The sequence below is a fragment of the Streptomyces sp. NPDC051677 genome (genome assembly GCF_044453465.1).
Classification (GTDB): domain Bacteria; phylum Actinomycetota; class Actinomycetes; order Streptomycetales; family Streptomycetaceae; genus Streptomyces.
Genome location: NZ_JBITCT010000002.1, coordinates 230,816 through 251,307 on the forward strand (window position 1 = coordinate 230,816; position 20,492 = coordinate 251,307).

The 20,492-nt window shown below is 71.2% G+C and carries 12 protein-coding genes; 5 read left to right on the plus strand and 7 right to left on the minus strand.

Annotation, left to right across the window (positions count from 1 at the left end):
- Window positions 1-40: 40 nt before the first annotated feature.
- Complete coding sequence (locus tag ACIBAF_RS04015; RefSeq protein WP_399461515.1) at window positions 41-1,459, minus strand: VCBS repeat-containing protein; 1,419 nt, start codon at window positions 1,457-1,459, stop codon at window positions 41-43.
- A gap of 631 nt (window positions 1,460-2,090) precedes the next feature.
- Here ACIBAF_RS04015 and ACIBAF_RS04020 point away from each other — a divergent pair.
- The 5 genes from ACIBAF_RS04020 (at window position 2,091) to ACIBAF_RS04040 (ending at window position 9,449) form a co-directional block, all read left to right on the plus strand.
- Entirely contained in the window at window positions 2,091-3,728 is a 1,638-nt protein-coding gene (locus ACIBAF_RS04020; protein WP_399461516.1) for a D-glucuronyl C5-epimerase family protein, read from the plus strand.
- Between the two features lie 135 nt (window positions 3,729-3,863).
- Window positions 3,864-4,466, plus strand: coding sequence for an acyltransferase (locus ACIBAF_RS04025; RefSeq protein ID WP_334579894.1), 603 nt, complete (start codon window positions 3,864-3,866; stop codon window positions 4,464-4,466).
- Window positions 4,467-4,759: 293 nt separating this feature from the next.
- Window positions 4,760-5,863 (plus strand): non-hydrolyzing UDP-N-acetylglucosamine 2-epimerase, encoded by a 1,104-nt coding sequence (gene wecB / locus ACIBAF_RS04030; protein WP_334579893.1) that lies wholly within the window; start codon window positions 4,760-4,762, stop codon window positions 5,861-5,863.
- Between the two features lie 200 nt (window positions 5,864-6,063).
- A complete protein-coding gene (locus tag ACIBAF_RS04035) occupies window positions 6,064-7,308 on the plus strand; it encodes a glycosyltransferase (RefSeq protein WP_399461616.1) in 1,245 nt (414 codons plus the stop codon).
- Complete coding sequence (locus ACIBAF_RS04040) at window positions 7,305-9,449, plus strand: glycosyltransferase family 1 protein (protein WP_399461517.1); 2,145 nt, start codon at window positions 7,305-7,307, stop codon at window positions 9,447-9,449. The genes ACIBAF_RS04035 and ACIBAF_RS04040 overlap by 4 nt, the downstream gene beginning before the upstream one ends.
- A 66-nt stretch (window positions 9,450-9,515) precedes the next feature.
- Here the strand turns inward: ACIBAF_RS04040 and galE are convergent, their stop codons facing one another.
- From galE to ACIBAF_RS04070, 6 genes are all read right to left on the minus strand, one after another.
- On the minus strand, window positions 9,516-10,484 hold the full coding sequence (galE, locus tag ACIBAF_RS04045) for a UDP-glucose 4-epimerase GalE (RefSeq protein WP_399461518.1): 969 nt from the start codon (window positions 10,482-10,484) through the stop codon (window positions 9,516-9,518).
- Window positions 10,485-10,558: 74 nt separating this feature from the next.
- The gene (locus ACIBAF_RS04050; protein ID WP_399461519.1) at window positions 10,559-11,842 is read right to left on the minus strand and encodes a nucleotide sugar dehydrogenase; all 1,284 of its coding nucleotides are present in this window, start codon (window positions 11,840-11,842) and stop codon (window positions 10,559-10,561) included.
- A gap of 9 nt (window positions 11,843-11,851) precedes the next feature.
- Window positions 11,852-13,558 carry a glycosyltransferase family 2 protein gene (locus tag ACIBAF_RS04055; RefSeq protein WP_399461520.1) on the minus strand — a complete coding sequence of 569 codons (1,707 nt, stop codon included), beginning with the start codon at window positions 13,556-13,558 and terminating at the stop codon, window positions 11,852-11,854.
- 110 nt (window positions 13,559-13,668) lie between these two features.
- Window positions 13,669-14,694, minus strand: coding sequence for a Gfo/Idh/MocA family protein (locus ACIBAF_RS04060; RefSeq protein ID WP_399461521.1), 1,026 nt, complete (start codon window positions 14,692-14,694; stop codon window positions 13,669-13,671).
- Window positions 14,691-15,806 carry a DegT/DnrJ/EryC1/StrS family aminotransferase gene (locus ACIBAF_RS04065; RefSeq protein ID WP_399461522.1) on the minus strand — a complete coding sequence of 372 codons (1,116 nt, stop codon included), beginning with the start codon at window positions 15,804-15,806 and terminating at the stop codon, window positions 14,691-14,693. Before ACIBAF_RS04065 ends, ACIBAF_RS04060 begins: the two co-directional genes overlap by 4 nt.
- Window positions 15,807-16,265: 459 nt before the next feature.
- Window positions 16,266-20,456 (minus strand): Rne/Rng family ribonuclease, encoded by a 4,191-nt coding sequence (locus ACIBAF_RS04070; RefSeq protein WP_399461523.1) that lies wholly within the window; start codon window positions 20,454-20,456, stop codon window positions 16,266-16,268.
- Window positions 20,457-20,492 lie beyond the last annotated feature (36 nt).

Consider the following 20,492-nt stretch of genomic DNA (forward strand, 5'->3'; position numbering starts at 1 on the left):
GAAGGCCCTTTCCAGCGGATGGCACGTGGTCGACGAGAACTCATCGGACCGCCGCCCCGAAGGCGACGCCACCCGCGGGAATACCGCCCTCACCGGGCTTCCACGTCTGCGTCGGCGCACCACCCGAGGCCACATTCCACGGAAAGCCGTGGACCGCCCTCCCATCGACCGGGCCGTAAGGCAGGCCCACGTACAGCAGCGACGGACTGGTGCCGAGGCTGATCCCCGCGTACGTCCGGGCCGCAGGACCGGAAGGGATTCCGCTGCCGGGCTCGATCCAGGCGTCCGACGCTCCAGGCGCTCCGATCAGCGAAAAGACCTGGACACCGCCCGTCTCCGGGGCCTCCTCCGTCGATTCCTCGCCGGGTACGCCCACGGCAAGGCGCATCGTGGTCGCCGTACTCACCGCATTGGGCGTGGTGTTCACTGCTGCGAGCTGCTGGCCGAAGAAGTCACCGGGTTCGGCCTTTTCCTCGACGCCTTCGGCGTTCTGGTCGATCCAGTTGAGCAGGACGACCGTGCCGTCGGCCTTCATGTGGTAGATGTGCACCGCCCCAGCGTCGACCGTGGTGCCGAGGTCCTCCCCCGGCACCCCTACGGCGAGGACGGAGTCAGTGGCGGTGGCCGCTCCCGACGGACGGTAAGGAGCCATCGCAAGGGCGGAGCCGTACCGGTCGTCCGTCTGGGCCGCGGTGTCGGAGGTTCCCGTACGGCCCTGCCCCATGCCGTAGAGGGGGTTGGGGACGCCGTCTGTGTTGAGCGACGGCTGGAGGGCCTGAAGGCCGCCCGCGAAGGCGACCGTTCCGATGCTCTCCCCGGGAGCGCCGACCACGAAGTACCGGCTGGTGGCGGCGACCGAGGCACCGAAGCGGTCGTACGCCTCCGCGTCCTCCCACATCCCGGGACTGTTCTGGTGGAACGACGTCACAACCGGAGTAACCCCTGCCGCATACGCCGCGAGCCCCATGTCCGTGAGCCCCGAGCTGTCCTCCCCCGGCACCCCGATGACGAGGAACGGCACACCCGTCGCCGACACCCCGCCCGCGACGGAGTAGCCGACCCAGTCCTCGGCCTCGTAGACGTCGGCCATGTTGCCGTCGGCGCCCTGGCGGAAGCCGAGCGAACCTGTGGTCCCCTGGCCCAGTCCCGCCGTCGAGCCGTAGATGAGCTGCACGAGGCCGGCGTCCTGGATCGACCCGACGTCCTCGTACGGCATCCCGACAGCGATGTCACTGCAGCCGTCGAGGTTGGCGTCGTACACGGTGAGCGCGAAACCGAACTGGTCGCCCGCCTCGGCGACGTCGGAGACGTTCGGCGTGTCCTGCGACAGCGTGGTCACGCCCTTGCCGCCGCCGAGCACGATCTGGATCGCGCCGGCCTTCTCCTGGCCCGACACCGTCGCCAGAGGGTCCGCGATCGCCGTGTCGCGTACGCCGTCGCCGTTGAAGTCGGAGTCCACTCCGCCCGTGCACCCGGCCGCGTACGCCGAAGTCGAAGGACCGATTCCGCATGCACCTGACATGAGAAGCGCAGCCGATACGACACCGGCAGCCCTACGCCCCCAGGCCGCCCTCAGAACCATCCCCCAGCCCATCCCCCGGCCCGCTCTCCACCCCGTCCTCAGCCCCATCCCCAGACCCATCCCCGGACCCGCCCCCGTCCCGAACACCAGAAGTCACCGCCCCCGAACAATCAGTTAAGAGAACTCGATCCTTTACTGGCCCCCGAGGGGACGCCAGGCGCATATTTCCGACTTCAACACTTTCACCAGATCACAGTTCCATCACAGAACCCCCACACCACTCGTCGAATATCCGTCGACGCACCGATATGCCCCAATCACCCCTCCACCCCCTTCGGTTGAACTTCTCTTGACCGTCATAGAAGCCCACAGGTTTCACATACGATCCATCAATCGACATCGCCGTCAATCAAGATCATTTTTTGATCACCACTGATCAAAACCCTTGGGGGGGACCAGAGTTATGGCTGGAAAGAGGCGTGCCGAATATGGCCGGAGACGGTTCATACGGCTGGCCGGCGGCACTGCCGCGGGGGCGGCGGCCGTGGGGGGCGGGGCCGTCACCGCGATGGCCACGGGTGTCTTCGAGTCGCCCACGCCGACCGACCCGTTCGCCAACATGCCTCGGTCGATCGCGCTGAGCCTGCCGGCCGGCACGGGCGGGGAGGCGCTTCCCGTGCCGCCGCTGCCGGACCCGCTGGAGGGCGGCAGCGTCAGCGCGCCGAGTCCCGGTACGCGCATCCCGTACACGGGTGGCACGCCGACCGAGACGGACGTCCCGACCACTCTGCCGTTCGAGTTCAAGAAGGCCGGCTACCAGATCGTCCCGGATCTGCCGGAGGCCCTGCGGCCGTGGCGGAACCGGCCCACGACCTGGGCGAACGCGAACCTCTCCTCGGGGACCTACCACCTCAACGCCGACGGCGTGTACATGAAGTACACGGAGAGCGGGAAGTCCTACGACCACCCCGTGGGCCAGATCCAGTTCGGCCTCGGCTGCCTCACCAGCTACCGCGTCGAGACCGACCCGACCCGCAAGGCCACGTTCCTCCGGCGCGCCAAGGCCCAGGCCGACCGGCTGATCGCCAAGCGCGTCGAGACCCGCGGCGCCTGGTACTTCCCGTACCCGTTCGACTTCACCCACGCCGAGCACAGCGGTGTCGTCTACAAGGCGCCCTGGTACTCCGGCATGGCCCAGGGCGAGTCGATCAGCCTCTTCGCCCAGCTCGCGGCGTTGGAGGACGGGCTCAGCGCGGACGACCGGGCCCGGTACAAGTCGGCCGCCGACGGCGCCTTCGCCTCGCTGCTGCGCGCCGACAACGCGAACCCGTGGGTGGTGAACAAGGACAAGGCGGGCTACCTCTGGATCCAGGAGTACCCGTTCAAGACCCCCGGCACGGGCGACTACACGTACAACGGCATGATCTTCGCCATGTTCGGCATCTGGGACTACTTCCGGCTGACCGGCAACGAGCTCGCCGCACAGCTGTACGACGGCGCCTGCACGACGATCGCCCGGTACTTCACGCTGCTGCGCAACCCGCGCTGGTTCTCGTACTACTGCCAGACGCACCGGATCCCGGCGCACACGTATCACCACCACCACATCGCGCTGTGGCAGCAGCTGCACTGGCACACCAACAGCTCGGTCTTCGCGCACCAGTTGGACATGCTGATCGAGGACGTCCCGCCGGGCGTGAAGTCGGGCTCGGCGATCGCCATCGCAGCCGGCACGCACACCCTGTACAAGCTCAACACCGACGCCGACGGCAGCTGGGACAAGGCCAAGGCCGACAAGATCCTCAGCTCGAAGAAGGTCGTCTTCGCGCGGGCCACGCAGGCGCCGATCGACGTGCGCCGGCGTATCCAGGGCGCGGGCATCTGGTATCGGATCAGCGCCGGCGCGTACAAGGGCTACTGGGTCGGCGAGTCCTACCCGAAGGTCTTTCTGCGCGGTGAGCACGTCAGCGTCACCTACCGGGTGGCCCGCACCCTCACCATCGCGGCGAACGCGTCCGTCGAGGCGATCAACTACGGCGCCAACGGCGTGGCCGGCACGCTCAAGACGCTGAAGTACTCCGAGCCGCACACCCTCCAGTTCGACCGCCGGGCGGTCGTCAACGGACGGCCTATGGTGCGGATCACCTCGGAGGAACTCGCCGGGTACTGGATTCCGGCCAACCAGGTCACCACCGACGGACACTGAACCGACGGACACTGAACCGACGGACACTGATCGGCACATTGCCGTACCAGGGCCGTAGCAGGGGCCGCCCGCGTCGTGCGGGCGGCCCCTCCCCGTATGCTCGCCAGGCGTAGCCAGACACCGGAAGGCGGAGAAGTGAACTACAGGGTCCAGCCCAGCGCCCAGGTCGACGCGAGTGCCGAGATCGGCGACGGGAGCAGTGTGTGGGACCTCGCGCAGATCCGGGAGGGCGCGCGGCTCGGTGCGGGCTGTGTGGTCGGGCGCGGGGCGTACGTCGGGTCCGGTGTGCGGATGGGCGACAACTGCAAGCTGCAGAACTACGCGCTCGTCTACGAGCCGGCCGAGCTCGGTGACGGCGTCTTCATCGGCCCCGCCGTGGTCCTCACCAACGACCACAACCCGCGCTCCGTGGATCCCGAGGGCAAGCAGAAGCGGGGCGGCGACTGGGAGGCCGTCGGCGTGAAGATCGCCGACGGGGCGTCCATCGGGGCGCGCTCGGTGTGTGTCGCGCCGATCACCATCGGCCGTTGGGCGATGGTCGCCGCGGGCGCCGTCGTCACCAAGGACGTGCCGGACTTCGCGCTGGTCGTGGGTGTCCCGGCCCGTCGCGTCGGCTGGGTCGGACACGCCGGTGTGCGGCTGGTCGAACGGGACGGCGAGCCGGGCGTGTGGGAGTGCCCGCAGACCGGCTCCCTCTACGAGGAGAAGGACGGGGCTCTCGTCGAGCGCGCCCTGTAGAAGCCGTCCCGGCGGATGCTCCGGCAGCCGCCCGAGTTGATCCGGTTTCGACCCGTGTAAACGTAAGATTCACGAAATCGTTATGCGAGTGAGTCGAAGCCCGGAGCCGCGTTCTGACCACGGCCTGACCACGGCCTGACCACGGCATGGACACGACTCGCTCACGGCGGGGCAACCCACCACGGACCTGGTGCGTCCAACGCTCTGCCTACCATTTCCTTGCCCATTTCTTTTGCTCAGCCGCCCCACAGCCCAGAAGCTCACAAGCCCGCCCCCCAGAAGAAGAGTGCTCTGTGAAAGTCATCAGCATCGTCGGTGCCCGTCCTCAGTTGGTGAAGCTCGCGCCCATCGCGGCGGCGTTCGCCGAGACCGAGCACGAGCACGTCATCGTGCACACCGGGCAGCACTACGACGCCGACCTCTCCGACGTCTTCTTCTCAGGACTCGGCATCCCCGACCCCGACGTCCACCTCGGCGTCGGCTCCGGCAGCCACGGCGTGCAGACCGGCGCCGTCCTCTCCGCGCTCGACCCGGTCCTCGAGCGTGAGCAGCCCGACTGGGTGCTCGTCTACGGCGACACCAACTCCACCATCGCCGGCGCGCTGTCCGCGGTGAAGATGCACCTGCCCGTGGCGCACCTGGAGGCGGGCCTGCGCTCCTTCAACCGGCGGATGCCGGAGGAGCACAACCGCGTCCTCACCGACCACAGCGCCGACCTGCTGCTCGCGCCCACCGAGGAGGCCGTGCGCCACCTCGCCAACGAGGGCCTCGCCGACCGCACCCGCCTGGCCGGCGACGTGATGGTCGACATCTGCCTGCGCATCCGCGACCAGGTCCGCGCCGGCGAGTTCGCCGCGCCGGAGCTGCCCGAGGGCATCGACCCGGCGAAACCGTTCCTGCTGGCGACCCTGCACCGCCCCGACAACACCGACGACCCCGAGCGGCTCGCCGCGATCGTCGACTCGCTCGCCAAGCTGCCGGTGCCGGTGGCGCTCGCCGCCCACCCGCGGCTGGTCGCCCGCGCCGAGGAGCACGGCATCGACCTGTCCCAGGGCAACCTGCACGTCGGCCGCCCGCTGCCGTACGCGAGCCTGGTCGCCGCCGTGCTGGCCTCGGTCGGCGTGGTCACGGACTCCGGCGGTCTGCAGAAGGAGGCGTTCCTGCTGGAGCGCATCTGCACCACCATCCGTCCGGAGACGGAGTGGGTGGAAACCGTGAACACCGGCTGGAACGTCCTTGTACCCGACCCGCACACGCTGTCGCCCCAGGAGTGGGCCGAGACCGTGACCCGTGCCGTGCCGACCGACGACCCGGGCACGCCGTACGGCGACGGCCGCGCGGCGCACAACGTCGTCCGTCTCATGGAGGAATGGAAGGGGGGCAGCCGGCCCGCATGACATGAAGCAGCGGAACCGGGGCCGTCTTCGGCCGCCTTCGGGCGGCCCTGCGCGAGCCACAGTCCGTGCATGTCAGCGTGCTAGCGTCAACCGCTATGTCATCGTCTCCCCCGTCCGGGCCGCCTGCGGAAGGCAAGCGACCGCACGCCATCTACCTCGCCATCGGCTTCCCGCCGGCCGCCAAGAGCTCCACGTACCGGATGCGGGAGACCGCCAACCAGTTCGTGAAGGCCGGCTGGGACGTCACGGTCGTCAACATCGCCCGGGAGTCCTGGGAACTCGACTCGGGCATCGACCTCTCCCTGCTGGAGCAGGTCGACCCCCAGGTGAAGATCGTCGAACTGCCGCTGGCCCGCGAGGACCTCGAGACGGACATCCGCCTCTTCGACGAGGCGCGTGCCCTGGACCCCAACGGCTGGGTCGCCAAGCTCCGCCGCCGCCAGACCGAGACGTTCCCGGAGCCCAACTTCGGTGAGTGGCGCGGCGACCTGGAGCAGGCGGTGCTGCGCATCCACCAGGAGCACCCGGCAGACCTGCTGCTCGCCTCCTGCGTGCCGTACGTGAACCTCGCCGCGGCCTGGAAGCTGTGGGAGGAGGCGCAGGTGCCGTACGCGGTGGACTTCCGCGACGGCTGGTCTATCGACGTCATCGACGGCGTCGAGGCCTTCGCCCGCGACTCGGCGGAGGGCCTCTGGGAGCAGAAGATCCTCGACCACGCGGTGTCCCTGTGGGTCGTCAACGACCCGATCGCCGAGCACTACCGCAAGCGCTACCCGGAGTTCGCGAGCCGGGTGCACGTCGTGCGCAACGGCTACGACGCGGACAGCTCGCCGGGCCGGGCGCACAACCCGGACCCCGGGGCCGGTCTGGTCTTCGGCTACCTCGGCACAGTCAACTTCACCGTGCCGCACCTGGAGACGGTGCTGAACGCCTGGCGTGCCGCCCGGGAGAAGGAACCGCTGCTGGCGAACGCGCGCTTCGAGCTGCGCGGCCACCTCGGCAACGGCGCCACCCGCGGTGCGAACCGGCACGCCGAGGTCTTCAAGGAGGCCGAGGCCGACGGCGTCGTCTTCGGCGGTCCCGCCGCCAAGGCCGAGGTCTCCTCGATCTACGCCAGCTGGGACGCGATGGTGCTGATCCTCATCGGCGGCCGGTACGTCACCTCGGGCAAGGTGTACGAGTACATGGCGACCGGCCTGCCGATCGTGTCGGCGCACGCCGCCGAGCACGACGCCTCCAACGTGCTGCGAGGCCACCCGCTGTGGACGGGCGCCCCCGGCATCGACGAGGCGGGCCTGACCGAGTCGTTCATCAAGGCCGCCCACATGGCGGTGGAGACGACCGACGAGGAGCACGCCGAGGCGATGGCCCACGCCGACCAGTTCACTCGTGAGGCGCTGATGTCCGTCGCCGTCAAGAACCTTGTCGAGGAGCTCGCCAAGTGACCGAAGTCCTGCTCGTGGCGTACGTACGGCCGCAGCTCGGCGTTCTCGCCGACGCGGTGCGCAAGTTCAACGCCCAGGGCGCGCGCGTGCACCTGGCGGGCATGTTCGACCTGGAGGCCGAGGGCCTCCCCGAGGAACTCGCCCAGGTCGGGCTCGCCAGCACGCACCAGCTGCCGCGCACCCTGAAGCACCGCAGCCAGGCGGTCCGCCGCCGGCTCGGCAAGGCCCCGCGCGGCCTGCGCAACTGGACGCAGATCAAGAGCGACCGGTGGCTGCGCTCGCACGGCCGCAAGGCCGACGTGCTCGTCGCCCTGGACGTGGCGACCGTGTACACGGTGTGGCGGCTCGCCGAGTACAACCGCACCGCGGCGGCCAAGTTCGGGCTCGCGCCCGCGCTGAAGGCCGTCGAGGAACTGAAGGCGCAGGGCGGGGTCACGGAGCGCCGTTCCTCGGTCCTGCCGCCGCTGCACGCGGTCACCCGTGGCATGAAGCGCAAGGTCGACCAGCTGCCCGCCCAGATCGTGCGGACGGCGACCCCGAGGCCGCTGATGCGGTCCGGCGTCGGCGCCCGGCTGTGGCGCTCGGCGGTGACCGCGCCCGGCATGCCCGTCAGGGTGCGCGCCGCGACCTCGCGGTACGTCGCCGAGGGCATGCAGTGGGCGGGTCGCACCAGCGGCGCCGCGCTCACCCTGGCGGACGCCGCCGCGAAGATCTCCGACCTCAAGATGCGGGCGGACCTCTACTACGAGGGCTGCATGCAGGAGCTGAGGAAGGGCATCAGCCCCCGGTACCTGGGCAAGGCGGTCGCGGCCCAGCTCGCGAACGCCGACTCGCTCTTCGCCAAGGGCAACACCGACGACTCGGCCGAGGCGATCAACCGCGCCCTGTTCCTGCACTTCCACCGGGTGCTGCACATCGACCAGCTGTCGTCGCCGCTGGCCAAGGACGCCGAGGGCTTCGTGGCCCCGCTGCACCGCTCCAAGGCGTTCCAGGCGCTGAGCCGCCCCCGCGGCCGCAAGGCGCCGGCCGCGCCCGCCCCCACCGACCGCCCGCTGCGGCTGCTGGTGACGACGAGCGCCAACGACAACTTCCTGCACCTGATCAAGGAGCACTTCGCCGATCACCCCGGCGTCGAGCTGCGGTACCTCGACCTGGCGGCGAACAAGCACCTGAAGCGGATCTCCTGGGCGGCCCCGCGCATGCTCAAGGACCGTCTGGCGGACGGCACGAGCGACTACCAGGAAGAGGTGGAGCGTCTGATGCGCCCGCACCTCGACTGGGCCGACACCGTCTTCCTGGAGTGGGCGGCGGGCCCGGCCGGCATGCTCACCTCGATCGACCCGGGCGACACCCGGATCGTGGTGCGCCTGCACAGCTACGAGGCGTTCACGCGCTGGCCGCACATGACGGACTTCTCCCGGATCGACGACCTGATCTTCGTCGCCCCGCACGTGAAGGACCTGACCGCCACACTCGTGCCGATGCTGCGGGGCGAGCAGGCTCCGAAGTTCCACCTCATCGACAACGCCATGGACCTGTCGGGCTTCAACCGGACGAAGCCGGCCGACGCCCGCTTCAACCTCGGTCTGGTCGGCATCAGCCAGGTCGCCAAGGACCCCAAGTGGGCCCTGGACGTCCTGGAGCGGGTCCGCAAGCACGACGAGCGCTACCGGCTGCTGCTGGTCGGCGGCGACATGGACCCGAAGACCAGCCAGGCCACCCGGCTGTACCTGAACGAGTTCGAGGAGCTGCTGGCCCCGCTGGAGGAGTCCGGCGCGGTGGTCCGGCTCGGCCCGACGGACGACGTCCCGTCGAAGCTCGTCGAGATCGGTACGATCCTCAGCTCCTCGGTGCGTGAGGGCTGCCACGTCGGTCTGATGGAGGGCGCGGCCAGCGGCGCCGTCCCCGTCGTGCGCGACTGGCCGTTCTACGCGGGCAAGCCCAACAGCGCCCGCACCCTCTACCCCGAGGGCTGGGTCGTCGCCTCTCCCGCCGAGGCCGCCGAGCGGATCCTCAAGGTCACGGCCACGGAGGAGTCCTGGCGCGCCGCGGGCGAGCTCGCCACCGAGCACGCGCTCACGGTGTGGGACTGGCCCGTGGTGCAGAAGGACTTCGAGAAGCTGTTCCTCGAAGACGACTGAGACGACTGGTGACATGAGTGAGGGCCCCCGGGAACGTTTCCGGGGGCCCTCACTCATGTACGTGGCTCACGGGTGCCGCAGTCGCCACCCCGCCCACGCCGACTCCACCATCTCCCGCACGCCGTGCCGTGCGCTCCAGCCGAGTTCCTCGCGGATGAGGTCGGCGGAGGCCACGACCCGGGCCGGGTCGCCCGGGCGACGGCCGGTCACGCTCGGCTCGGCGTCCGTGCGGCCGGTGACGTCCCGGATGACGTCGATCATCTCGGTCACCGAAACGCCCTCGCCGCGGCCGATGTTGAGGACCAGCCGGGTCTCGGGGTCGGCGGCCAGCCGGCGCGCGGCTGCGACGTGCGCGGAGGCGATGTCCTCGACGTGGATGTAGTCGCGGACACAGGTGCCGTCGGGCGTCGGGTAGTCGGCGCCGAAGACCCGCGGCGCCTCACCTGCGTCGAGACGTTCGAAGACCATCGGGACGAGGTTGAAGACGCCGTCGTCGCCCAGTTCGGGCGTGGCCGCGCCCGCCACGTTGAAGTAGCGCAGCGAGGCCGTGGCGATGCCGTGCCGGGCGCCGACCGCCGCGACCAGCCACTCGCCGGCGAGCTTGGTCTCGCCGTAGGGGTTGATGGGCGCGCACGGCGTCTTCTCGGTGACGAGGTCGACGTCCGGCATGCCGTACACGGCGGCGGAGGAGGAGAACAGGAACCGGCCGACGCCCGCGGCGACCGCCGCGTCCAGCAGGACCCGCATGCCCTCGACGTTCTCGCGGTAGTAGTAGAGCGGCCGGTCCACGGACTCGCCCACCTGCTTCTTGCCCGCGATGTGCACGATGCCGGTCACGGCGTGCTCGCGCAGCACCCGCGCGACGGCGTCGCCGTCGAGCACCGTGCCGACCTCCAGCGCGACGCCGTCCGGGAGCCGCTCGGCGCGGCCCGTGCTCAGGTCGTCGAGGACGACGACCCGCTCACCGGCGTCCGTCATCGCCTTCACCACATGCGAGCCGATGAAACCGGCACCGCCCGTGATCAGCCAGGTCATGGGAACCCTTTCTGCACCAGGGCCCCGCCCCGGGATACGGGGACGGGGCCACGGAGTTGTTCGCGTACGAGCGTTCAGCCGCCGATGACGACGCGGCGGACGCCCTTCCAGGCCTCCGGGTCCGTCGTACGGCGACCGTCGACCAGGACGGTGACGTCCGGCAGGTCGGCCGGGGTCAGCGTGCGGTACTCGGCGTGGTCGGCCTGCAGGATCGCCGCAGTGACCTTCTCGCCCGCGTGCGGGGTCAGACCGTGCGCGGCGAGCTCCTCATCGGTGTACATCGGGTCCGAGACGAACGGGACCGCGCCACGCGCCTTGAGGGCCTCGACGGTCGGGAAAACACCCGAGAAGGCCGTCTCCTTCACTCCACCGCGGTAGGCGGCGCCCAGCACGAGCACGCCCACGCCGGTCAGGTCGCCGTAGGCGGCGGCCAGCAGGTCGACGGCGTACTCGGGCATCGCGGCGTTCGCCTCACGGGCGGAGCGCACGACGGTCGCCGCCGGGTCGTTCCACAGGTACATCCGCGGGTAGATCGGGATGCAGTGGCCGCCGACGGCGATGCCCGGCTGGTGGATGTGGCTGTAGGGCTGCGAGTTGCAGGCCTCGATGACCTTCTTGACGTCGATGTCGTTCTGGTCGGCGAAGCGCGCGAACTGGTTCGCCAGACCGATGTTGACGTCCCGGTAGGTCGTCTCGGCGAGCTTGGCGAGCTCGGAGGCCTCGGCGGTGCCCAGGTCCCACACGCCGTTGGCCTGCGGGAGGTCGGCGCGCTCGTCGAAGTCGAGGACCTGCTCGTAGAACTCCACGCCGCGGGCCGTCGACGCCTCGTCGATGCCGCCGACCAGCTTGGGGTAGCGGCGCAGGTCGGCGAAGACCCGGCCGGTCAGGACGCGCTCCGGGGAGAACACCAGGTGGAAGTCCTCGCCGGCGGTCAGGCCCGAGCCCTCGGCGAGCATGGGCGCCCAGCGGGTACGGGTGGTGCCGACCGGCAGCGTGGTCTCGTACGAGACGAGGGTGCCGGGCTTGAGGCCCTGGGCGATCGCCTTCGTCGCGGAGTCCATCCAGCCGAAGTCCGGGGTGCCTTCGGCGTCCACGAACAGCGGGACGACCACGACGACGGCCTCGGACTCGGCGACCGCGGACGCGGTGTCCGTGGTCGCGCTCAGCAGCCCGGCGTCGACGGCCTGCTTCAGCTTGACGTCCAGGTCGTGCTCACCGGGGAACGGCTCGGCGCCGGCGTTGACCAGCTCGACGACCTTCTCGTTGACGTCCGCGCCGATGACCCGGTGGCCCTTGGAGGCGAACTGCACGGCCAGCGGGAGGCCAATCTTGCCGAGTGCTACTACACAGATGTTCATGGAGGGTCGCTACTTCCTTTTGGAACCGGTCGGCTTCTTGAAACCGGCGGACTTCAACTTTCTGACGCCGACCGCCCGCACGCGGACGGCCAGGGACTTCAACTTCTCGACGGGAGCTGCCAGCGCCCGGAGGACCAGGGTCCTCCTCGGCGGATGCATCTGGGCCGTGTCGATCACGACCCGCCCCTTGTCGTTCACGATGGCCGACGCCCGGTAGGGGTCCCCCTCCCGGCCCCACTGGCGGGCCAGCGGCATGGGCAGATCCTGGCCCCGCACGGGTACCTCGTACGTGTCGCCCGCCACGTCCAGGTATACCCGCACGCCCCGCTTCGCGGTGACGTAGTCCAGCGGAACCCGGGCGTGCAGCACCGTGCCGGCGCCGTCCGCTCCGGGCTCCGACCGTATCTCGCCCACCGGCGCGGGCAGTCCGTGGTCCGCCTTCAGCCGGCGCGCCCCGGGCTTGTCCGCCGACTTCGGCATGGCCTTCCTGGCGAGGCGCAGCACCGCGCCGTCGACGTCGCCGACGACCTGCACCCGCACGGACACCGTGTAGGCGAGCGCCTCGCCCTGCTGGTCCCAGGCCGAGGTCAGCAGCCGGACGCCCTTCGCGAGCGGGGCGGCCACCGACTCGTCGAGCACCTCGTAGACCCGGTCGGACAGGCCGATGCGCGGGTCGCGGAAGCCGGGGTAGCGGACGTGGGCACGGCCGCCCTCGGCGACGAACGTGGGCGCGCCCTCGTCCAGCTCCGAGCTGATCGCCTCGACGAGCTCGTCGATCGCACCGGCCTGCGCCAGCGCGATGCGCACCCGCCGCTTGACGTCCATCGCGTCGCGGATGCCGTCGGTGAAGTAGACGTCGGCGAGCCGCGCGATGCCCGCGCAGATCTGCCGCTGCACCTCGCGCTCCAGGTCGGGGAAGTCGTCCTGGACGAGCTTGGCGAGCTCCCAGGTGAAGTGCCGGCGCAGCACGTGGTCGCGCTCGGGGCCCGCCTCGATGAGACCGGCCGTGAAGTCCATGATCTCGGCCGCGGCCCGCAGCCGCGCCAGGTGGTCGGCGCGGTAGGTGATGTTGCTGGCGTCGCCCCGCTTGACCGCGTAGTAGCAGGTGTATTCGGCCACCACCGAGATCTTCTTCGCGCGCACGCACGCCTCGATGGTGAACGGCTGGTCGCTGCCCACGGGCAGGTGCTCGGGGAAGCGCAGCTTGTACTTCTCGACCAGGTCCCGGCGGAACAGCTTGGTGTTGGCCAGGGTGAACGGCAGCGCGGAGTCGTACAGGCTGACGTCCGGGTCGTTCTCCTTGTACAACGCCTGGTGCACATAGCGGCCGTTGGTGCCGACCATCTTGCCGACCACCACGTCCGAGCCGTGCTTGTCGGCGCACTTCACCATGCGCTCCAGCGCTTCCTCGCCGAGGTAGTCGTCGGAGCCGATGAAGTACACGTACCGGCCGGTGGCCACCTCCAGCGCCCGGTTGCTGGGCGCGGCGGGGCCGCCGGAGTTGGGCTGGTGGATCACCTTGACGGTGTCCGGGTACAACGCCGCGAAGCGGTCCAGCTCGGGACCGCTGTCGTCGGTGGAGCCGTCGTCGACGGCGACGATCTCCAGCCGCTCGCGGCCGATGCTCTGCCCGACCAGCGAGTTCAGGCACTCGGTCAGGTACGGCATCGTGTTGTAGACGGCAACGATGACGCTGACGTCAGGCGCAGCACTCATTCTCCGGCTCCTGGTCTCCGACAGCCGACGGCCGGCTGGGTCCTGCGGGGAAAGTCTCACAGAACATAGGAGTCCCGCCGAGCACGCACCGTTCCCCCGATGTGTGATGCTCAGCTGCCATCTGCGGCCAGGTCCTCCGGCTGAAGGGACACGCTGTGACCCGTGGTCGCCGACTCCAGCACCGCGGCGGCCACCTCGACGGTGCGCATGCCCTGGCGCAGGGTGCAGATGTCGGCGGCCTTGCCGAGCACCGCGTCCCGGAACAGCTCGTGCTCGACCTGCAGCGGCTCGCGCTTCGGGATGGCGTACCGGATCATGTCGCCCTCGGAGACACCGCGGAAGGCCCGCAGGGCCTCCCACTCGGTGGTCACCGCGGCGTTGGAGTGGAACGTGAGGTCGGCGGTGAGGGTGTCGGCGATGAAGCAGCCGCGCTCACCGGTGACCGAGGTGAACCGCTCCTTGAGCGGGCTGAGCCAGTTCACCAGGTGGTTGACCATGGTGTCGTCGTCGAGACGGCCCACCGCGGAGACCATGTCCTCGTGCTCGCGGCCGCTCTTGGAGACGGTGTGCGCGGCGATGGACACGTACTGACGGCCGGTCACCCAGCCGGTGAGGTCGATGTCGTGCGTGGCGAGGTCCTTGACCACGCCGACGTCCGCGATGCGGTGCGGGAACGGGCCCTGGCGGCGGGTGACGACCTGGTAGACGTCACCGAGCTCGCCGGCCTCCAGCCGCGCGCGCAGCGACATCAGCGCCGGGTTGCAGCGCTCGATGTGACCGACGCCGGCCACCAGCGAGCGCGACTCGAACGCCTCGACGAGGCGACGGGCGCCCGCCACGGTCTCCGCGACCGGCTTCTCGATCAGCGCGCAGACGCCGGCCTCGGCGAGCGCCAGGCCGACCTCCTCGTGCAGGTGCGTGGGACAGGCCACGACGGCGTAGTCCACACCGAGGGCGATGAGCTCCTCGACGGTGTTCAGAATCGGCACGCCCTGGGCGGCGCCGAACTTGTCGCCCATCGGGTCGACGACGGCGACGAGCTCGACGCCGTCCAGACCCGCCAGGACACGGGCGTGGTGACGCCCCATGGAACCGAGGCCGACGAGACCCGCTCGCAGCGACTTCCCGGTGCTCACAGCTGCTCCCCCAGAGCATTGACGGCGGTGACGATGCGCTCCAGGTCCTGCGCCGACAGGGCCGGGTGCACGGGCAGCGACACGACCTCGGCGGCCGCGCGGTCCGTCTCGGGCAGGTCCCAGGTGCGACCCGCCTTCTGGTCCGGCTCCCAGTACGGCTTCAGCCGGTGGATGGGCGTCGGGTAGTACACGGCGTTGCCGATGCCGGCCTCGGACAGCTTGGCCATGGCGGCGTCGCGGTCGCCCTGGATGCGCACCGTGTACTGGTGGTAGATGTGCCGGGCGCCCTCGGCGAGCGTCGGCGTGACCACGTTCGGCGCGGTGATGTGCTCGGTGAGGTACGCGGCGTTGGCGATGCGCTGCTCGGTCCAGCCGTCCAGCTTGCGGCGCTGGACGCGGCCGATGGCGGCGGAGACGTCCGTCATGCGCACGTTGGCGCCGACGATCTCGTTGGCGTAGCGCTTCTCCATGCCCTGGTTGCGCAGCAGGCGCAGGGTGCGGGCGGTCTCGGCGTCCCCGGTGGAGATCATGCCGCCCTCGAGGCTGTGCATGTTCTTCGTCGGGTAGAAGCTGAACGTGCCCACGGCGCCGAAGGCGCCGACCGGGGTGCCGTTCAGGGCGGCCGCGTGGGCCTGGCAGGCGTCCTCGACGACGGCGAGGCCGTGCTGCTCGGCGATCGCCATGATCTTGTCCATGGCGGCCGGGTGCCCGTACAGGTGCACCGGCATGATCGCGGCGGTGCGCGGCGACAGGGCCGCCTCGACCGCGGCCGGGTCCAGGCAGTACGTCTGCGGGTCGATGTCGGCGAAGACCACGTCGGCGCCGACCAGCCGCACCGCGTTCGCGGACGCGGCGAAGGAGAACGACGGCACGATGACCTCGTCGCCCGGGCCGAGGCCGAGGGCGAGCAGCGCCAGGTGCAGCGCGGAGGTACCGGAGTTGACCGCGACGCAGTGGCGTCCGGCGACCACCTCGGAGAACTCCTCCTCGAACGCGGCCACTTCTGGCCCCTGGACGACCATGCCGCTGCGCAGCACGCGCACCGCGGCGTCGATCTCCTCCTCGCCGATCACGGGTTTGGCGGCCGGAATGAACTCATGGGCGTCGGTCATCGACATCCCCTCCTCTACGGCGACCTCGAAGGCGCACCACGTCATGCATGGTCGGGAAGGGACCGTGCCGATGTGCAGCACGGCCGCATCCCTGGTTGTCCGCCGGTGCCTGTTGGGCGGGCGGACGGCTTGTGCACAGGGCCCCGCCCCGTGCGGGTTCCTTGCGGGAAGTCAGCCGTGTCCGGCTGGAAGACCGGATGCGCTCATCGGCTGTGGTCACGGTGTGCATGTCTTTGGCCACCGGGACCAGAGTGCACGTTACCAGCCCGGAGACGGCGATTTTCCCCAGGGTTATCACAGCGAAACCCACCGCCCGGGTGCCCTCCATCACAAGCGGAACACAGAGTAACTCTGCCATGAACGCAAGGCGACGCGGGCATGTGGGGGCGGGGACGGCACCGGCGCGGGCGCCCGGATGCACCGGGCGCCCGCGCCGCCGCTGTCGGCCCGAGCCGGACGTCAGTCCTCCGTCGAGGCCGAGACGGCCGGGGCGCTCGTCTGCGCCGCCGCCGTCTTCTTCGCCACCGTCTTCGCCGCCTTCTTGGCCGTCGTCTTCTTGGCGGCGGTCTTCTTCGCGACCGTCTTCTTGGCCGCCGCCGTCTTCTTGGCAGCGGCCTTCTTCGCCGTGGCCTTCTTCGCCGTCTTGCGGGCGGCCGTCTTCTTCGCCGGAGCGGCGTCCGCCTCCTCGGCGGGCGCCTCGGTGTCCGCGGCCTCCTCGGCCGAGGGCTCCGTCGCGGCCGACGGGACGACCATGACGGCCGTCTCCTCGGACGCGGTCGGCGCGGTGGCCTTGCGCACGGCGCGGCGCCGCGGGCGGGCCGGGGCCGCGCTCTCGGCGACGGGCTCCTCGGCCTGCCCGGCCTCGGCCTGCTCCCCCGCAGCGACCTCGGCGGCGGGAGCCTCCACGACGGGAGCCTGCGCGGGCGCCGGCTCCGCGACCGTCACCACGGCGGCCTCGGCCCCCGCCGGCGAACCGGCCGGCGCGGACACCTTGCGGGTGGCGCGACGGCGCGTACGGCCCTTGGGCGCGGCCTCGTCGACCACCGCGGCCGGAGCCTCGACGACCGGGTCCTCGACGGCGACCGGCTCGGCGTGCGCGGCGACGGCCTCGGCCGGCTGCACCGGACGCCCGGCCTCCGCCTCGGCGGTGACCTCCTGCGCGGTGGGCGCCTCCACGGCCGCTTCCACGACCGGCTCGGTGACCTGCTCGGCGACCGGCTCGACGGGCTCCGCCGTGGCGAACGTCTCGGAGACGCCCGCCCTGCGCGACTGTCCGCCGCGCGGCGCACCCGCCGGAGCGGACGCCCGGCGGCTCGCCCGACGACGGCCCCGGCCACGCGTGGCAGCGGCCTCCGCCTCGGCGATGCTGCTGTACAGCTCCTCGTCGGCCGCGAACTCGGGCGCGGCGAGCGCGACCGGCTCGGCCACCTCGGCGACGATCTCGGCCTCGGTCTCCGCCTCCAGCTCGACGCTCACGAGGGGCTCGACCACTTCGGCCGCCACCGTCTCGTGGTCGTGCTCGTGGGCGTCGCCGCCGCGGCCGCGCTTCTTGCGCTTGCCACCGCCGCCGACGGCGGCTGGCTGCTCCATGTGGACGATGACACCGCGCCCGTTGCAGTGCACACAGGTCTCGGAGAACGACTCCAGCAGCCCCTGCCCGACCCGCTTACGGGTCATCTGCACGAGCCCCAGCGAGGTCACCTCGGCGACCTGGTGCTTCGTACGGTCGCGGCCCAGGCACTCAAGGAGCCGGCGCAGCACCAGGTCCCGGTTGGACTCCAGCACCATGTCGATGAAGTCGATCACGATGATGCCGCCGAGGTCGCGCAGCCGCAGCTGGCGCACGATCTCCTCGGCCGCCTCCAGGTTGTTCCTGGTGACCGTCTCCTCCAGGTTGCCGCCCTGGCCGGTGAACTTGCCGGTGTTGACGTCGACGACGACCATCGCCTCGGTCCGGTCGATCACCAGCGAACCGCCGCTGGGCAGCCAGACCTTGCGGTCCAGCGCCTTGGCGAGCTGCTCGTCGATCCGGTACGTGGCGAAGGCGTCGACCTCGGACGTCCACCTCGACAGCCGCTCGGCCAGGTCGGGCGCGACGTGCGAGACGTACCCGTGGATCGTCGACCAGGCCTCGTCACCGCTGACGACGACCTTGGAGAAGTCCTCGTTGAAGATGTCGCGGACGACCCGGACGGTCATGTCCGGCTCGCCGTACAGCAGCGTCGGGGCGTTGCCGCTCTTGGCCTTCTTCTGGATCTCCTCCCACTGAGCCTGGAGCCGCTCGACGTCACGGCGCAGCTCGTCCTCGCTGGCGCCCTCGGCGGCGGTGCGCACGATGACGCCCGCGTCCTCGGGGACGATCTTCTTGAGGATCGTCTTCAGCCGGGCCCGCTCGGTGTCGGGCAGCTTGCGGCTGATGCCGGTCATCGAACCCTCGGGCACGTACACGAGGTAGCGGCCCGGGAGGGAGACCTGGCTGGTCAGCCGGGCGCCCTTGTGTCCGATCGGGTCCTTCGTCACCTGGACGAGGACCGACTGGCCCGACTTGAGGGCGGCCTCGATGCGACGCGGCCCGTTGGCCATGCCGAGCGCCTCGAAGTTGACCTCACCGGCGTAGAGCACCGCGTTGCGGCCCTTGCCGATGTCGATGAAGGCGGCCTCCATCGACGGCAACACGTTCTGGACCTTGCCCAGGTAGACGTTGCCGACGTACGAGGTGGCCTGCTCCTTGTTGACGTAGTGCTCGACGAGCACGCCGTCCTCCAGGACGCCGATCTGGGTGCGCTCGCCGCTCTGGCGGACGACCATCACCCGCTCGACGGCCTCGCGGCGGGCCAGGAACTCGGCCTCGGTGATGATCGGGACACGACGACGCCCCTGCTCACGGCCTTCCCGGCGGCGCTGCTTCTTGGCCTCCAGGCGCGTGGAGCCCTTGATGGACTGCACCTCGTCGGACGGCTCGGAGGGCTTGCGCGGCTCGCGGACCTTGACGACCGTGCGCTCGGGGTCTCCGTCGCCCGGCTCGGCCTCGGTCGAGGAGTCCCCGGCCCGGCGACGGCGACGACGGCGACGACGGCTTCCGGCGGTGGAGCCACCGGCCCCGTCCTCCGCGTCCTCGGCGTCCTCGTCCTCCTGCTCGGCGGTGTCCTCGGCGTCCTGCACGGCCTGCTCGGCGGCGAGTTCGTCGGCCTCGGCGTCCCCGGACTCCCCCTCGCCGTCGGCGGCGTCGCCACGACGACGGCGACGGCCGCCACGGCGACGACGGCGACGCGAACCGGTCTCCTCGCTGTCGTCGTCACCCTCGACGACGTCCTCGGCGGCCTCGTCGGCCTCCTCCGGCTCCTCCTCGGCGGCGGGCGCGGCGGTCACGGCGGGCGCCGGAGCGGCGGCGGTCTCGGTCTCCTCGACCGCGGGGGCGCCCCGGCGGCGACGGCGACGGCGCGAACCGGCCGGCTCCTCCACCAGGGGCTCCTCGGCCTCCTCCGGCTCCTCGGCCTCGACGGCCTCCTCGGCCACGGCGGCGGCAGCCTCGGCGGCGGCCCGCTGCGGCGTCTGGAACTGCGGCTCGGCGAACACGGGCGCCTGGAACACGGCGACCGCGGGCCGCGCCGGACGACGCGGCGCGTCCTCCTCGCCGTCGCCCTTCACCGGCTCGGGCGCGGAGAACCCACCGGCGGCCCGACGGACCACACGCCGACGCCCACGCCGCGGACCGGCGTCCTCGTCGGCCTGAGCGGCAGGGGCCTCGACAGCCTTCGGCTCTTCGACGGCGACGGCGGGAGCGGCGGCGACCGGCTCGGCGGCGACCTCGGTCGCCTTCGCCACATCGGACGCCTCGGCCACGGCGGCGACCTCGGCCTCAGCAGGCGCGGCGACCCGGCGCGTGGCGCGACGGCGGGTACGGGGAGCGGCCTCGGCGGGCGCCTCGTCGGCCACGACCGGAGCCTCGGCCTCGGCGGCGGGCGTCTCGGCCTCCGGGGCGCCGGCGGGCGCGGTCGCCCGGCGGGTGGCCCGGCGTCGCGTACGGGGCGCGGGCGCCTCGTCGGCCACCGGGGCGGCGGGCGCGGACGCGGTCTCGGACTCTGCGGCGGGCTGTTCCACGACGGCGGCCTCCTCGGCGGCGGTCTCGACGACCTCGGCCGAAGCGGCTCCGGCGGGCGCGGACACGCGACGCGTGGCCCGGCGGCGGGTGCGGCGAGGAGCGGCGTCCTCGACGGGGGTCTCCTCGGCTGCGGGTTCCTCGGCGGCGGCCTGCTCGGCGACCGTCTCGGCGGCGACCACGGGCACGACCGTCTCGGCGGCCTCGGCGGCGGCCGGAGCACCGGCGGGCGCGGAGGCTCGGCGGGTGGCCCGACGCCGCGTACGAGGCGCGGCCTCGGCGGCTTCTTCGACCTCTGCGACCGCGGCGGCCTCTTCGGCCTCCTTGGCCTTGACGTCGGCGGTCCGGAGATCTTCCTCAGCCAGCTCCTCGACGGACTCCACGGCCGGTATGGCCGGCGTGGTGATCTCGGCCGGGGTGTCGGCGGCGGCGACCGGCGGACCCGCCGGCCGGGAGGCGGCACGGCGCCGACGACGCGGCGGCAAGGTGTCGCTGGGGGTGTTCGATTCGGAGTCCGTCACGGACTCTGTGGATTCGGTTGGCTCGAGCATGCGGGCGTTTCTCCCGTCAGGCTCCCGGGCGCCGCG

Coding starts and splice junctions, on each gene's coding strand:
- ACIBAF_RS04020 (WP_399461516.1), top strand. CDS start 2,091: ATGGCCACGGGTGTCTTCGAGTCGCCCACGCCGACCGACCCGTTCGCC.
- ACIBAF_RS04035 (WP_399461616.1), top strand. CDS start 6,064: ATGCGGGAGACCGCCAACCAGTTCGTGAAGGCCGGCTGGGACGTCACG.
- galE (WP_399461518.1), bottom strand. CDS start 10,484: ATGACCTGGCTGATCACGGGCGGTGCCGGTTTCATCGGCTCGCATGTG.
- ACIBAF_RS04050 (WP_399461519.1), bottom strand. CDS start 11,842: ATGAACATCTGTGTAGTAGCACTCGGCAAGATTGGCCTCCCGCTGGCC.
- ACIBAF_RS04055 (WP_399461520.1), bottom strand. CDS start 13,558: ATGAGTGCTGCGCCTGACGTCAGCGTCATCGTTGCCGTCTACAACACG.
- ACIBAF_RS04065 (WP_399461522.1), bottom strand. CDS start 15,806: ATGACCGACGCCCATGAGTTCATTCCGGCCGCCAAACCCGTGATCGGC.
- ACIBAF_RS04070 (WP_399461523.1), bottom strand. CDS start 20,456: ATGCTCGAGCCAACCGAATCCACAGAGTCCGTGACGGACTCCGAATCG.